Genomic DNA, 14,913 nt, shown 5'->3' with positions numbered 1-14,913 from the left:
GGATATCCATCAGGATAAGATCGGGCCGATGCTGCCGCACCATGGCCAGGGCTTCCATGCCGTCCTTGGTTTGCAGCGTCTGGTAGCCATGCGCATCAAGCAAATCGTGGAACAACTTCATATTGAGTTCGTTGTCCTCAACGATCAAAACGGTCTTGCTCATGCGCCAGTCCCCGAAATTCCGCCACCGCGCGCCGGTCGCTTCACGTATTATCTAAACGATATGTAGCACTTGCCCAAGGCGCGGCCAAGCCGTTTCCCAAATGCGAATCATGTATAAGTATGACGGAATGACGCAAAATAATACCGATTCCACCGCCGCCACCCCGTTAACCACAGAAGCTGCGGCCATAGCACCGCAAGCTGTCCCAAAGGATGGGCAGGTGGCTGAACTGGCGCCAGCCCTGGCAACACAGCTTGCCGGCCTCAGCCTGGCGCCCGGCCGCCCTTTGCTGGTGGTGGATGCGGATGAAGTGCTGTTTTATTTCATGCGTGGCTTTGAGCGCCATCTGGAGCGGATGGGCCTGTATTTTGACTGGAAGTCCTACGCGCTTTACGGGAACATCCGGCGCCAGGACGACAATGAGCCAGTACCCGCCGAGGAACTGCATCCCCTGCTTGACCGATTCTTTGCCACCGACACTGCCAATCTGGAACCGGTGGAGGGCGCCGCAGATGGATTGCGCCGGCTCAGCGCCATCGCCGATATCGTGGTGCTGAGCAATCTGCCGCTGCATGCCAAGGGCGCGCGCGAAACCGCCCTGGCGCTGCATGGCATGGCCTATCCGCTGATTGCCAATAGCGGCGGCAAGGGGCCGGCCATGGCGGCATTGTTGCAGCATGCGCCACGCCGCGCTGCCTTTCTGGACGACATCCCGCATAACCATGCCTCGGTGGCCAAGGCGGCGCCGATGGTGCATCGGGTGCATTTCATCGCCGATACCCGGCTGGCCGCCCTGCTGCCGCCGGCCGAGCATAGCCAGCACCGCGCCGCAAGCTGGGCCGAGATCGAGCCCTATATGGCCGCCTATCTGGCCGGCTGAAAGGAACCCAGCATCATGCGCATCGGTGTGGATCTCGGCGGCAGCAAGATCGAAGCCATCGCCCTGGCAGATGATGGCGCCATCCGCGCCCGCCGCCGCATCAATGCGCCGCGTGACGATTATGCCCACACCATCCGTGCCATCCGCGATCTGGTGATGCAGATTGAGCAGGAAGCCGGCGCCACGCGCCCCAGCCCGGTCGGCATCGGCATTCCGGGCACCATCTCGCCGGCCACCGGGCTGGTGAAGAATGCCAATTCGGTGTGGCTGATCGGCCATGCCATGGATCATGATCTGCAAGCCGCCTTGCAGCGCCCGGTGCGGCTCGGCAACGATGCCAATTGCTTTGCGCTATCGGAAGCCAGCGATGGCGCCGGTGCCGGCTATCGCAGCGTGTTCGGCGTCATCCTTGGCACCGGCTGCGGCGGCGGTATTGTCGTGGATGGCAAATGCCTGCTTGGCCCCAATGCCATTGCCGGCGAATGGGGCCATAATCCGCTGCCCTGGCCGGAACACAGCGAATTGCCCGGCCAGCTGTGTTATTGCGGCCTGCATGGCTGCACTGAAACCTGGATTTCCGGCACCGGCTTCGAGGCCGATTTTGCCCGCGCCACCGGGCAACAGCTCAAAAGCCCCGCCATCGCCGCGCTGGCCGAACAGGGCGATGCCGCCGCCGAAGCCGCGCTGTTACGGCTGGAAAACCGCCTCGCCCGCGCGCTGGCCGCCGTGCTCAACCTGCTTGATCCCGATGTGGTGGTGCTGGGCGGCGGCCTGTCTAATCTGGATCGGCTCTACGAGCGCGTACCGCTGCTCTGGACCCGCTGGGCCTTCAGCGATCATGTCGCCACGCCGCTGCGGCGCAATCAGCATGGCGATAGTTCCGGCGTGCGCGGCGCCGCCTGGCTCTGGGCCATCGGCGAGGCGTAAGATCTCTCAGCAGCCGTCGCGCGGCAGCACTTCCAGGGTCTGCATGGTGGCGCGAATGGCATAATCGCCATAATCGAACACGATGTCGTCGCTGACGCCGTTTTCATACAGGCGAAAGGCAATCTCGTAATCCGGCGTGTCGCTCTTTTTGGCCGACGAGAAATAGGCCAGACGCACACGCCAGGAGCGCTGGCCTTTCAGGCCGGCAAAGCTGGTGCTGTCGGATGGCGGCTGCGGTCGGCCGATAAAGCCGCCGATGCTGGCATGGCCTTCCGCGCCCGAGCCATCAAACACATCAGCCTGCAACAGATTCTGCCCGGCCCGCCCGGCTTCGATCAGCCGGATAGTATGCTCAGTGGGAAACATGGTGCCTTCCGGCAGGTCAAGCGCGGTATCGGCCGGCTGGCTGAACAGGATACGGCCGCCGCCACGCCGGGGCGACAATTGCCCCTCGCCGACCAACTCTTCCTCATCCTCGCCATTCAACTGCTCGCGCAGGCGGAACTGGAAGCGCCGGCCATCCAGGCTTTCGAACGACCCCAATGTCATGTCGGTCAGCACCGGGCCGTCATCGGTCTGGGTTTCGATCACAAAGCGCTGGTTCAACACATAACCATCGCAGGTATTGAGGAATTCCAGAGTCAGGCCACCGCCGATGCCGCTGCGATAGTTGCGCGGATCGTGACGCGCGATCGACAGGCCATAGGTGGCACGATGCGACACCAGCCCCTTGCCGATCGCCTGCAAGGCCGGCTCCTCGGCGCGCAATGGCCCGCCCATGGCCAGCAGCAGCGCAAAACAGAGCAAACCGAGAATACGCGTCATGGAATCCTTGCCCGCAGCGATTACAGCTTCCACAATATAGCCCGCCTGCGGCAACGCAATATGTTGCTTGGTATGTTATGGAGAAATAACCGGAATTCCCGCGCCATGCACCTTCCTCGCCTGCTTGTGACCCGCGCCATGCCGAAAAATGTCAGCAACCGTGCCATGCGGGACTATACCGCTCTATTCAACCCAGACGATACTGTGCTGTCTGCCGATGAGATCGTGGCCCGCGCCCATGCCCATCAGGCCGAGGCGATGCTGATCTGTTCCAGCGACCGCATCAGCGCCGATCTGGTGGCGCGGCTGCCGGACGGGCTGCGGGTGATCGCCACCTTCTCGGTGGGGCATGAGCATATCGACGTGGCGGCCTGCAAGGCGCGCGGCATAGTGGCCGCCAATACGCCGGATGTGCTGACCGAGGCCACCGCCGACACCGCCATGCTGCTGTTGCTGGCCGCCATGCGCCGCGCCTATGAAGGCGACCGGCTGGTGCGGGCCGGCGAATGGGTGGGCTGGCACACCACCATGCTGCTGGGCCGCGATCCGCGCGGCAAGCGGCTCGGCATCTATGGCATGGGCCGCATCGGCCAGGCGGTGGCCCAGCGCGCCCGCGCCTTCGGCATGCAGATTCACTATCATAACCGCCGCCGCCTGCCGCCCGGGCAGGAACAGGGCGCGGCGTATCATGACAGCCTGGGCGGCCTGCTGCGGGTTTGCGATGCGCTGTCGATCAACGCGCCATCCACGCCGGAAACCCGTGGCCTGTTCAATGCCGAAACCCTGGCTTTGCTGCCCGAGGGTGCCTATTTCGTGAATACCGCGCGCGGCGACATGGTGGATGACGAAGCGCTGATTGCGGCGCTGAAATCCGGCCATATCCGCGCCGCCGGGCTGGATGTGTTTGCCGGCGAACCCAAGCTGCATCCGGGCTATGCCGCCTTGCCCAATGTGTTCCTGCTGCCGCATCTGGGCAGCGCCACCGAGGAAACACGCGATGCGATGGGCTTTGCCGCCTTGGACAATATCGACGCGGTGTTGCAGGGCCGAACCCCGCCCAGCCCGTTGTAAGCGGCAAAAATTGCCGCCATGCCATCTTTGAAAATACCGGTTTTCCGGCATTTCAAACTGGCATGGCGATTGCTTTGTTCAGGGCGTGACCTAACGCTCTGAACAGGTATCGCCATGAGCTTCGCCCTGCCCGCCAAGGACTTCCCGGCTAATCTGGCTGAATGGCGCGCCGACCATGCCCCCGGCTTTGGCCAGATGCCGCCGGCCCATGCCGGTGCCGGTTTCGCCAGCCTGGTGCTGCGCCTGCGCCTGGCCTTGCGCCGCGATGGCGATGGCGCCCGCCTTGGCCTGCTGGATCAGATTCTGGATGTGGCGGCCGAGAGCGAGCAGCGCCTGGCCGACCAGCAGCAGCGTATCGACGAACTGGAGCAGCTCAGCTTCACCGATGAATTGACCGGCTTGCCGAACCGCCGGGGCTTCGAGCGCCATATGGGGCAGGAACTGGCCCGCAGCCGCAGCCAGAAAGCCGGCGGCGTGCTGGGTTTCCTCGACCTGGACGGCCTCAAGGGCATCAATGACAGCCTGGGCCATGCCGCCGGCGATGCGGCCCTGCGCCATGCCGCCCGGCATCTGCACCATGCTGCCCGCCCGGGCGATTTTGCCGCCCGGCTGCATGGCGACGAATTCGCCATGGTGCTGCCCGGCCTGGATGAAGCCGCAGCCGGCGCGCATCTTGGCGCCATCTGTGCCGCCATCGATGGCGAACCTTTGCTATGGGCCGGCCAGCGCCTGCGCATCGGCCTGTCCTTCGGCCTGGTGGCCTATGATGGTTGCCTGGACCTGGCCGACCTGCTGCGCGCTTCCGACCGCGCCATGTATCTGCATAAACAATCGCGCCGCTCGCGGCCGATAACCTGAGCCTGAGCGACGGCGATTGGTTGCGCCGCAACGCGGCTTGGGGCTAGATACCCAGCCTCAGTAACCCCCATCTTTGGGAAAACGGGTATCAAAGCCATGTCCAACAGCCATGAGGCGCGCCTTGCCGCGCTGGGTATCGAACTGCCCAATCCCGCCAGCCCGGCGGCCAATTATGTTCCCTACACGATCAGCGGCAAAACCCTGTTCGTCGCCGGCCAGATCACCATCTGGAATGGCGAATTGCGCTATCTCGGCCGGCTCGGCGCCGATCTGGATGTGGCCAAGGGCGCCGAGGCGGCGCGGCTTTGCGGCCTTAACCTGATCGCCCAGGCGCGCCAGGCCGCCGGCGGCTCGCTGGATGGCATCAAGCGCGTGCTCAAGCTGGGCGGCTTCGTCAACTGCACTGCCGATTTCATCCAGCATCCGCAGGTGATCAACGGCGCTTCCGACCTGATGGTGGATGTGTTCGGCGAGGCCGGCAAACATGCCCGCTTCGCGGTTGGCGCGGTGTCGCTGCCGCGCGGCGTGGCGGTGGAAGTAGACGCCATCTTCGAGCTGGCCTGATCCGATGCCGAATAGCGTCGCCACCCGTCTGCGCGACCTGGGCCTGGCCCTGCCGCCGGCGCATATGCCGGTGGCGACCTATATCGGCTGGCAGCGGCTGGGCCGCGAAATCTGGATTTCCGGCGTCGGCCCGACCTGGGGCCAGAGCATACGCCATGCCGGCAAACTCGGCGCCGGCGGCCTGAGCGTGGCTGAAGGCGCCGCCGCCGCCCGGCTCACGGCGCTGAACCTGCTGGCGCAACTGGCCCAGGCGGTGGATGGCGACCTGGATCGCGTGGAGCGCTGCCTGAAAATCTTTGTGCTGGTGAATTCACTGCCGGATTTTCAGCAGGCGCAGGTGGTGGCCAATGGCGCCACCGATCTGCTGGTGGAGATTTTCGGCGAAGCCGGGCGGCCGGCGCGCAGCACAATTTCCGCGCCCAGCCTGCCGTTTGATATCGCCGTGGAAGCTGATGCCGTGTTTCTGTTGAAGGATTGAGTGCGCCATGACCGAAGCTTTACCCAAATGGCTGACCAAGACTCCAGTGGCGCATCGCGGCCTGCATGACATCGCCAAGGGCGTGCCGGAGAATTCGCGCCTCGCCTTCCAGAAAGCCATCGAAGGCGGCTATGCCATAGAACTGGACGTGCGCATCACCGGCGATGGTCAGGCGGTGGTGTTTCATGATGCGGTGCTGGACCGGCTATGCGGCAAGCCGGGCCGCGTTGCCGACATGACACTGGCCGCGCTGAAACGCGAAACCTTGCTTGGCACCGCCGAAACCGTGCCGAGTTTCCGCGATGTGCTGGATCTGGTGCAGGGCCGCGCGCCCTTGCTGGTGGAAATCAAGAAGGACAATGCCGAGCCGGCCGGCAAGCTGGAAGCCGCCGTGGCCAACATGCTGCGGCATTACCCCGGCCCGGTGGCGGTGCAATCCTTCAGCCCGCGCACAGTGAAATGGTTCCGCGACAATGCGCCGCAATTTGTGCGCGGCCAGATTGCCTGCGCCATGAGCGATATGGGCAAGAACCTGAACTGGTATCAGCGCCTGGCCCTGGCCTGGATGCTGAACCATTTTCATGGCGAGCCGATGTTCCTGGCCTATGACGTGAACGACCTGCCCGCGCCGCTGACCGCGCGCTATCGCGCCCGCCATATGCCGGTGGTGAGCTGGACCGTGCGCACGCCGGAGCAGCGCGCCCGCGCGGCCGCTCATGCCGATAATATCATCTTCGAGGAGTTGTCCACGAAGTGAGCGGCTTGCGTATCCGCGCCCTGGCCCGGATCGCCGATATCTCGGCCGCGGCCTGGGATGCCTGCGCCGGCAGCGACAATCCGTTTTTGCGCCACGCCTTCCTGGATGCGCTGGAGCAATCCGGCTGCGTGGCGCCGCGCCAGGGCTGGCAGCCGACGCATCTGCTGGCCGAGAATGCTGCCGGCGATCTGCTCGGCGCCATGCCGCTATATTTCAAGGGCCACAGCCAGGGCGAATATATCTTCGACCAGGGCTGGGCCAATGCCTATGAACGGGCCGGCGGCGCCTATTATCCCAAGCTGCTTTGTGCCGTGCCGTTCACGCCGGTGACCGGGCCGCGCCTGCTGGTGCGGCCGGGTGAGGATGCAACAGCGTTGCGCAATGCCTTGCTGCAAGGCGCGCTTGGCCTGGTGCAGCGCCATGGCCTGTCGTCGCTGCATATCAACTTTGTCACTGAAGCCGAGAAGCAGTGGGGCGAAGCTGCCGGCCTGCTGCATCGCCTGGGTGAACAATTCCATTGGCGCAACGAAGGTTATGCCGATTTTGACGGCTTCCTGGCCGCGCTGGCGTCACGCAAGCGCAAGGCGATCAAGCGTGAACGACGCGAGGCGGTGGCCGCCGGCATCGAGATCGAATGCGTCTCCGGCACCACGCTGACTGCTGAACATTGGGATGCCTTCTATGAGTTCTATATCGATACCGGCAGCCGCAAATGGGGCCAGCCCTATTTGAATCGGGATTTTTTCCACCGCCTGCATGCCACCATGGCCGAGCAGGTGATACTGGTGCTGGCGCGGCGCGACGGGCGCTGGATTGCCGGGGCCTGGAACATGCTGGGTGGCGACACGCTCTATGGCCGCAACTGGGGCTGCATCGAGCAGCATCCTTTCCTGCATTTTGAATGCTGCTATTACCAGGCCATCGACTATGCCATCCGCCATGGCCTCAAGCGCGTTGAAGCCGGCGCACAGGGCGAGCACAAGCTGGCGCGCGGCTATCTGCCCAGCCCGATCCATTCTCTGCACCATCTGCCCGATCCGGCTTTCCACCGCGCCGTGGATGCCTATTTGCGCGAGGAGCGCGCCCATATGCAGGGCCTGATTGCGGCATTGGATGAACACTCCCCCTTCCGCCAGACCGACGCCACGCCTGAAAGTGAGTGAAGCGCCTATCGGATCATTATAAACTTCACGTCACCCCCGGGCTCGACCCGGGGGGCTCATCGTCGAGGAGATGCGCGGATCAAGTCCGCGCATGACGAATGAACGCAGCGGAGGGAGCGGAAGCATGGCTGGCGCAGATTGTGTGTTCTGCAAGATCGTGGCTGGGCAATTGCCCAGTATCAAGCTGACGGAAAGCCGCCAGGCTTTGGCGATCATGGATATCAATCCCTTCGCCCCCGGCCATGCCCTGGTGATTGCCAAGGGCCATTATCCTGATCTGTATAGCACGCCGGCCGCCAGTGTGGCGGCGGTGGCAAGCCTCGCCAAGCGCGTGGCCCGGGCGGTGCGCGATGCCACCATGCCGGACGGCATCAACATTGTGCAAGCCAATGGCCCGGGTGCTGCGCAATCCGTGCTGCATTACCATGTGCATGTGCTGCCTCGCCACAAAGGCGACAATGCCAAACTGAACTGGCCGCTCAGCCCCGGCGACCGCGAGGCGATCATCGACATGGCGGCGCGGATCAAGGGCCATCTGTGAGGCGCCTCGCCCTTGCTCTGCTGCTTGGCGCCCTGCCCGTGGCCGCGCCGCCCCTGGCCGCACTGGCGCAGGATGCAATCACGCGCTGCGGCAGCCTGATGCCGCGCGATGGCCTGGATGCCTGCGCCGAGGCGATGCGCGAAGCCGAGCGCGATCCGCGCCTGCTGGCCCGGCTGGCCGAGGCGCTGTTTCACGCTGATCGCGTGCTGGAAAGTTTTGCCGCCTATCGCGCCGCCCTGCGCCAGACACCCGACGACGCAAAGCTGCATTACCAGTTTGCCGGCCGGCTGGTGTTGTCGAATGAATTTGAGGAAGGCGTGCGCGCAGCCGAAGCCGCCTTACAGCTTGATCCGCAGATGCTGCCGGCCTGGTCGCTACTGGCAACCAGCTATCGCTACATGAAGCAGCCAGACAAGGCGCTGGCGGCAACCCGGCGCGCGGCCGAACTGGGCGATGCCAACGAAGCCTATGCCCTGGGCCTGGCCTATCGCACTGGCAGCGATGGCCTGCCCCGCGATGCCGCCGCCGGCCAGCACTGGCTGGGCCGCGCCGCCGCAGCCGGCCATGAGGCGGCACGGCAGGAATTGCTGCGTTAACGCAGTTTTGGATTCAGCGCGTCGCGCAGCCAGTCACCCAGCACATTCACCGCCAGTACCAGCAGCACCAGCGTAAGCGCCGGGAAGAATACGGTCCACCATTCGCCGGAGAACAGGAAACTCTGTCCGACGCGGATCAGCGTGCCGAGCGATGGCTGCGTTGGCGGCACGCCCACGCCGAGAAAACTCAGCGTGGCTTCCGACAGCACTGCCAGGGCCAACCCGACAGTGGCAAGCACCATCACCGGGCCAAGCGTGTTCGGCAGCACATGGCGCCAGACAATGGACCAGGATGGCCGGCCGATGACACGGGCGGCGGCGACATAATCCTTGCTGCGCTCCACCATGGCGGCAGAACGTGCCACGCGGGCGAATTGTGGCCAATCGGCGATGCCGATGGCGAAAATCAGCACAAACAGCGCAATCTCGTTATGCAATTCACGCGGCAAGGCAGTGCGCGCCACGCCATCGATGGTGAGAGCAATCAGGATGCTCGGGATGGTGAGCTGCACATCGGCGGCGCGCATCACAAAAACATCCAGCCAGCCGCCGCGATAGCCGCATAACACACCGATCAGCGTGCCGAACACAGCGGCAAAGCCGATGGCGGCAAAACCCACCAGCAGCGACACCCGGCTGCCATACAGGATGGCGGAAAGCAGGTCGCGGCCCTGATCGTCGGTGCCGAGGATGTATTTTGCCATGCCGCCCTCCACCCAGGCCGGCGGGGTTTGTGCATCCATCAGTTTGAGCGAACCGGGATCAAACGGATTAAACGGCGCAACCCAGGGCGCAAACACCGCCGCCAGGATCATGGTGAGCGCCACAATGGCGGAGACCACAACAATCGGCGAGCGCGAGAAACTATAGGCCAGATCACTATCGGCCCAACGTCGCAGGCTTTGCAGCAGGGCGTTCATGACGGCCGCCCGGCGGCGGTGCCGCGATCTGCCTGAAGGCGTGGGTCAATGAAGAAATACACCAGATCAACCAGCAGATTGAGGCTGACAAAGAGCAGCCCGACCATGACCAGATAGGCCGCCATCACCGGGATATCGGCAAACGAAACCGCCTGAATGAACAACAACCCCATGCCGGGCCATTGGAACACGGTTTCGGTGACAATCGAAAACGCGATCAGGCCGCCAACTTGCAGGCCGACAATGGTTACCACCGGCATCAACGTGTTCTTGAGCGCATGGCGGAAATGCACGATACGGTTGGTGAGGCCGCGGGCACGGGCGAATTTGATATAATCGGTGCGCAAAACTTCCATCATCTCGGTGCGCACCAGGCGCAGCACCAGGGTGAGCTGATAGAGGCAGAGTGTAATCGACGGCATGATGATGGCAGCCCAGCCCGATTTGGTCAGGAAACCGGTGCTCCACCAGCCGAGCGACACCACCTCGCCGCGCCCGAAACTGGGCAACAGATCAAACTGTACCGAAAACAGATAGATCAGCCCGATGCCGATGACAAAAGTGGGCAGCGAGACGCCGACCAGCGAGGATGTGAGCAGCAGCCGGCTGAGCCAGCTATCGCGGCGCAAGGCGGTGTAGACGCCGAGCGGCAGGCCAAGCACCAGGGCGAGCAAGGCAGACAGCATCACCAGTTCCAGCGTAGCCGGCAGACGTTCCTGGATCAGCAGATTGACCGGGCGCTTGAGCCGATAGCTGAGGCCGAATTCGCCACGCGCTGCATTGCCGATGAAGCGGCCGAACTGGATCAGCGCCGGATCGTCGAGGCCAAGCTGGTCACGCAGAGCCTGGCGATCAATCGTGGTGGCATCCTGGCCCACCATGTTGTTGATCGGGTCGCCGATGTAATTGAACAGAACAAAAGCCACCAGGGCCACCGCCAGCATGACGGCGAAGGCCTGGCCGAGCCGGCCGATGATATATCCGAGCATGGGGCGTTAAATACAAAAAGCGCACCGCCGCCGGACGCATCCGGCGGCGGTGCTGGGCCTTACTTGAGCTTGGCGAAGTGGAAACGCGGCACGTTGTCGGCGATGATCGGCATGTCCAGCTTGTCGGTCATCGCCCAGTTCAGCACCTGATGGTGCAGCGGCAGGTAGATCACCTCGTCATTGACAATATCCCACGCATCGCGGATCAGCTTGTCGCGCTTGCCCTGGTCAAGCTCGGTCAGCATGCCGTTGATCATGCCGTCCAGCTTCGGGTTCGAGTAGTTGGTGAAGTTCCAGGTGCCATTCTTGCCATCCGGGGTCTGCACCAGATACGAGAACACATAATGCGAGTCGAAGGTCGGCACGCCCCAGCCCAGCATGAAGAAGCTGCTATCCTTCTTTTGCAGCTTGGGGAAATGCAGCGTCTTGGAACGCGCCGCCAGATCAACCTTGATGCCGATCTGGGCCAGCATGCCCACCACCGCCTGGCACACCGCCTCGTCGTTGACATAGCGGTCGTTCGAGCAATCCAGCGTCACGCCGAAGCCATTCGGATAGCCGGCATCGGCCAGCAGCTTCTTGGCCTTGGGCAGATCAAGCGGCAGGCGCTTGTCGATGGCCGGATCATAGCCATGCACACCCGGCGAGGTGATCATGCCGGCCACCACGGCATCGCCGCGCATCACCTTGGCGCGGATCGCCTCCATGTCGATGGCATGATACATCGCCTGGCGCACGCGCTTGTCGGCAAACGGGTTCTTGCCCTTCACATCGGCATATTTCAGCTCAGCGCTGCCAACATCCAGGCCAAGGAAGATCGAGCGGATTTCGTTGGTCTTCTTGACCTGCAAACCGGCCGAGCGACGCACACGCTCCACATCCTGCACCGGCACATCAAGCACAAAATCGAGCTGGCCCGACAGCAAAGCGGCAACGCGGGTCGCGGCAGTGCTCACCGGGGTGTAGACGATCTCGTCGATATTATGCGGATTGTCCTTGAGCGCCCACCAATTCGGATTCTTGGCGGTGATGGTGCGCACATCCTGCTCGCGCAGCTTGAGCATGAAGGGGCCGGTGCCGTTGGCATTACGCACGGCAAAGGTCTCTTCCTTGTCTTTGTAGCTCTGCGGATTGAGCACGTTGTTCTTCTCCGCCCAGCTCTTGGACAGGATGAAGATATTGGCGATCTGGTTGGGCAGGATCGGATTGGCGCCGTTGGTGACAACATGCACGGTGTATTTGTCCACCGCCTTCACATCGGCCACGCTGGCGATATAGGTCTTGAAATCGGAATTGGCGTGCTGGGCGCGCTTGACCGAGAACACCACGTCATCGGCGGTGAAATCCTCGCCGCCATGGAATTTGACACCCTGGCGCAGCTTGAATTCCCAGGTGGTGTCGTTGACCGCCTTCCAGGACGTCGCCAGCGCCGGCACAAATTTCAGATCCTGGCTGTAGCCGACCAGGCCTTCATAAACCTGGAAGCTGCCGGTGCGGGTCAGGCCCTCATTCTGGCTATGCGGATCAAACGTGAGATAGTCGCCCTGGCTGGCCCAGCGCAGGGTCTTGCCCTGGGCATAGGCAGCGGGGGCAATCGTGGCCAGGGCAAGCGCACCGGCCAGCAAAACCGCCTTGAGACGGAAAAATGTCATGATTGTAGCCTCCATCAGCAGACCGGCTTTTTTCTCGCTGCCGGTAATTGACGGAGAATTTATGGAATATTTAGCCGCAAGTCCACGGACGCAAAGCCCGGTCCACGCCTATTTTAAGTGGCGTATTCCGGCTCCTTACTTTCCGTAGCGTCATCCTTCCTGGCCGGGGCTGTCTCTGCGGTGATGACTAAACCGAGATTGTTGTAATTCGCCCATATTTAGAATCGGGAGCACAATCGCCGGAATAGCCATCCAACCCATCCCGGCCCCTGTGCAAAGGGGCGCGGGATTAAGTGCCGAATAAAGGGAGCTGCAAGCATTTGCCGGATTTTCAAAATGGCTTCTGAGCCATTGTGACTATTGCTCGGCCAGCAAATCGCTTCCTGGTCCAGGCGATTAAGCAAAAACCGATTGTCCTCTGGGTTCCGCCCCTTCTCGATGAAAACAATGTCGCGAAAAAACTGCAAACCGGTAATCTCGCTTACATAGCCACAATCAATTGCGCCGAAGCTCTTTACCGCAGCACCAGTACTGATGTTGTTTGGGATATAATTGATTCCGTCAACGAGTTCCTTGAATGCTTGCACAGTGTAGTACCTGTGTGGCCCATCGCCGGAAACCAAATCTTCCACCACATAATGGCCGCCACGTTTAAGGTGCGGAAAAAAATTGTGGAAGGTATTGATCTGGTCCTGAAACCAATGGCTGCCATCATCAATGATCAAATCGAATTCGGCGCCGTGTTTTTCAACAAAAGCCGCTACAGCAGCCTTATCTGTGCTGTCAAAGATCGAGATATTTACGCGCCCCCCTCCCAGATCTTGGCAGGCAGGGTTTATATCAAGACCGAAGATGGTGGCATTCGGAAAATACTCCGCCCACATATGGACGGATGAACCAACCTGCCCAGGCCGCTGCAAGCCGATTTCCACCACTCGCCTAAAATCGTTACGGCGCGATTCAAATATGGCGTGATAACGGCGTAGATAATCAGAATAAAGTTTTGACGCCCCATACTTAGCTGCCAATTCTTCAAGCAGATTCAAGGGCATGGATGCCAGTTTATTCATGATGCTCAGTTCACAGATAGAATCGGAAGCCCCCCTAAAAGTATAAATTAAAAATCTACGGCTCAACCACTTGATGCCTAAAAATACCATCAAAAAAACACATGCTTTCAGATAACGACAACCTCAGGCTAAGCAAGAACCCGTAATTTGTGAGAGCCGCATTTGTTAAGCAATCTGAAGGATCAGGAATGCGCTGCTCTTGGGCCAAGCAGATACAAGGCAAGCAAGAGAAAACGCTTGAGAGCCATTGCATTACCTCGAAGGTGGTCGGTATCAGTTAGCGTATTCCGGTTCTTTGCTTTCCGTAGCGTCACCCTTCCTGGCCGGGCCTTTCTCCACGGTGATGACAAAGCCGAGTTTGTTGTCCTTCACCGTCACCAGAATATGGCCGCCCTTGACCAACTGGCCGAACAGCAATTCGTCCGCCAACGGCTTTTTGATATTCTCCTGGATCACGCGGCCGAGCGGCCGGGCGCCATAAAGCGGATCATAGCCATGCTCGGCGAGCCAGGCGCGGGCTTCGTCGCTGAGCGCGATGGTGACATTGCGGTCGGCAAGCTGGCCTTCAAGCTGGGCGACGAACTTGTCCACCACCTTGGAAATCACATCCGAGGAGAGCGGCGCGAAGCCAATGGTGGCGTCAAGCCGGTTGCGGAATTCCGGCGTGAACAGCTTCTTGATCGCCTCCTCGTCCTCGCCTTCCTTCAGGCCACGGCCAAAGCCGATGGCCTGTTTCGACATCTCGGAAGCGCCGGCATTGGTGGTCATGATCAGCACGACATTGCGAAAATCGACACTCTTGCCGTTATTGTCGGTCAGCTTGCCGTGGTCCATCACCTGCAACAGGATGTTGAACAGGTCGCCATGCGCCTTCTCGATTTCATCCAGCAGCAGCACGGCATGCGGATGCTGGTCTACCGCATCGGTGAGCAGGCCGCCCTGATCAAAGCCGACATAACCCGGCGGTGCGCCGATCAGGCGGCTGACGCTGTGGCGCTCCATATATTCCGACATATCAAAGCGGATCAGTTCCACGCCCATAAGCAAGGCGAGTTGCCGCGCCACTTCGGTTTTGCCGACACCAGTGGGGCCGGAGAACAGATAGCTGCCAATCGGCTTTTCCGGCTCACGCAGGCCGGCACGAGCCAGCTTGATGGCGCTGGAAAGCGCCTCGATGGCGGCATCCTGGCCATAAACCACGCGCTTCAATTCGGCATCCAGGTTGCGCAGGCTCTCCTTGTCCTCGCGGCTGACCGATTTGGGCGGGATGCGGGCGATCTTGGCCACGATGGCCTCAACTTCCTTGACCCCGATCACCTTGCGGCGGCGGCTTTCCGGCTTGAGCAATTCGGCGGCGCCAACCTCGTCGATCACGTCAATCGCCTTGTCCGGCAGCTTGCGGTCGTTGATATATTTCGCCGCCAGTTCCACCGCCGCCTTGATGGCATCATCGGTGTAG

At 61.7% G+C, this 14,913-nt stretch carries 17 protein-coding genes; 10 read left to right on the top strand and 7 right to left on the bottom strand.

Going from position 1 to position 14,913, the window contains the following annotated elements:
- Window positions 1-163: response regulator (locus KBB36_RS18835; protein ID WP_290984686.1), on the bottom strand; the 163-nt coding region annotated here is incomplete at its 3' end.
- 220 nt (window positions 164-383) lie between these two features.
- On the opposite strand from KBB36_RS18835, the gene KBB36_RS18830 reads away from it, so the two are divergent.
- Together KBB36_RS18830 and KBB36_RS18825 are read left to right on the top strand one after the other, a co-directional pair.
- Window positions 384-1,043, top strand: a complete 660-nt coding sequence (locus KBB36_RS18830; RefSeq protein ID WP_290984683.1) for a hypothetical protein — start codon at window positions 384-386, stop codon at window positions 1,041-1,043.
- A 15-nt stretch (window positions 1,044-1,058) separates the two neighbouring features.
- Window positions 1,059-1,970, top strand: a complete 912-nt coding sequence (locus KBB36_RS18825) for an ROK family protein (RefSeq protein WP_290984680.1) — start codon at window positions 1,059-1,061, stop codon at window positions 1,968-1,970.
- 6 nt (window positions 1,971-1,976) lie between these two features.
- On the opposite strand, the gene KBB36_RS18820 is transcribed toward KBB36_RS18825, so the two are convergent.
- Window positions 1,977-2,795, bottom strand: a complete 819-nt coding sequence (locus tag KBB36_RS18820; protein ID WP_290984677.1) for a DUF1849 family protein — start codon at window positions 2,793-2,795, stop codon at window positions 1,977-1,979.
- Window positions 2,796-2,900: 105 nt separating this feature from the next.
- On the opposite strand from KBB36_RS18820, the gene KBB36_RS18815 reads away from it, so the two are divergent.
- The 8 genes from KBB36_RS18815 to KBB36_RS18780 all read left to right on the top strand — a co-directional run bounded on the left by KBB36_RS18815 (window position 2,901) and on the right by KBB36_RS18780 (window position 8,823).
- On the top strand, window positions 2,901-3,866 hold the full coding sequence (locus KBB36_RS18815; RefSeq protein WP_290984674.1) for a D-glycerate dehydrogenase: 966 nt from the start codon (window positions 2,901-2,903) through the stop codon (window positions 3,864-3,866).
- Window positions 3,867-3,980: 114 nt separating this feature from the next.
- A complete protein-coding gene (locus KBB36_RS18810) occupies window positions 3,981-4,724 on the top strand; it encodes a GGDEF domain-containing protein (protein ID WP_290984671.1) in 744 nt (247 codons plus the stop codon).
- Window positions 4,725-4,820: 96 nt separating this feature from the next.
- On the top strand, window positions 4,821-5,288 hold the full coding sequence (locus KBB36_RS18805; protein WP_290984668.1) for a RidA family protein: 468 nt from the start codon (window positions 4,821-4,823) through the stop codon (window positions 5,286-5,288).
- A gap of 4 nt (window positions 5,289-5,292) precedes the next feature.
- Window positions 5,293-5,766 (top strand): RidA family protein, encoded by a 474-nt coding sequence (locus KBB36_RS18800; RefSeq protein ID WP_290984665.1) that lies wholly within the window; start codon window positions 5,293-5,295, stop codon window positions 5,764-5,766.
- Window positions 5,767-5,773: 7 nt separating this feature from the next.
- Window positions 5,774-6,523: a glycerophosphodiester phosphodiesterase gene (locus KBB36_RS18795; protein ID WP_290984662.1), complete on the top strand. Its 750-nt coding sequence runs from the start codon at window positions 5,774-5,776 to the stop codon at window positions 6,521-6,523.
- Complete coding sequence (locus KBB36_RS18790) at window positions 6,520-7,686, top strand: GNAT family N-acetyltransferase (protein ID WP_290984658.1); 1,167 nt, start codon at window positions 6,520-6,522, stop codon at window positions 7,684-7,686. Before KBB36_RS18795 ends, KBB36_RS18790 begins: the two co-directional genes overlap by 4 nt.
- Before the next feature lie 124 nt (window positions 7,687-7,810).
- Window positions 7,811-8,227: an HIT family protein gene (locus tag KBB36_RS18785; protein WP_290984655.1), complete on the top strand. Its 417-nt coding sequence runs from the start codon at window positions 7,811-7,813 to the stop codon at window positions 8,225-8,227.
- On the top strand, window positions 8,224-8,823 hold the full coding sequence (locus tag KBB36_RS18780) for a hypothetical protein (protein WP_290984652.1): 600 nt from the start codon (window positions 8,224-8,226) through the stop codon (window positions 8,821-8,823). Before KBB36_RS18785 ends, KBB36_RS18780 begins: the two co-directional genes overlap by 4 nt.
- Here KBB36_RS18780 and KBB36_RS18775 read toward each other — a convergent pair.
- The 5 genes from KBB36_RS18775 to KBB36_RS18755 all read right to left on the bottom strand — a co-directional run.
- Window positions 8,820-9,743 carry an ABC transporter permease gene (locus KBB36_RS18775; RefSeq protein WP_290984649.1) on the bottom strand — a complete coding sequence of 308 codons (924 nt, stop codon included), beginning with the start codon at window positions 9,741-9,743 and terminating at the stop codon, window positions 8,820-8,822. The two genes, KBB36_RS18780 and KBB36_RS18775, sit on opposite strands and share 4 nt — an antisense overlap.
- On the bottom strand, window positions 9,740-10,732 hold the full coding sequence (locus KBB36_RS18770) for an ABC transporter permease (RefSeq protein ID WP_290984646.1): 993 nt from the start codon (window positions 10,730-10,732) through the stop codon (window positions 9,740-9,742). Before KBB36_RS18770 ends, KBB36_RS18775 begins: the two co-directional genes overlap by 4 nt.
- Window positions 10,733-10,791: 59 nt before the next feature.
- A complete protein-coding gene (locus tag KBB36_RS18765; protein WP_290984643.1) occupies window positions 10,792-12,384 on the bottom strand; it encodes an ABC transporter substrate-binding protein in 1,593 nt (530 codons plus the stop codon).
- Window positions 12,385-12,602: 218 nt separating this feature from the next.
- On the bottom strand, window positions 12,603-13,454 hold the full coding sequence (locus KBB36_RS18760; RefSeq protein WP_290984640.1) for a hypothetical protein: 852 nt from the start codon (window positions 13,452-13,454) through the stop codon (window positions 12,603-12,605).
- 273 nt (window positions 13,455-13,727) lie between these two features.
- The coding region (locus KBB36_RS18755; RefSeq protein ID WP_290984637.1) for an AAA family ATPase at window positions 13,728-14,913 on the bottom strand (1,186 nt) is incomplete at its 5' end.

The organism is Ferrovibrio sp., assembly GCF_017994015.1.
Classification (GTDB): domain Bacteria; phylum Pseudomonadota; class Alphaproteobacteria; order Ferrovibrionales; family Ferrovibrionaceae; genus Ferrovibrio.
Note: the sequence above shows the minus strand (reverse complement) of the source record. Positions and strands in the feature narration are given on the sequence as shown.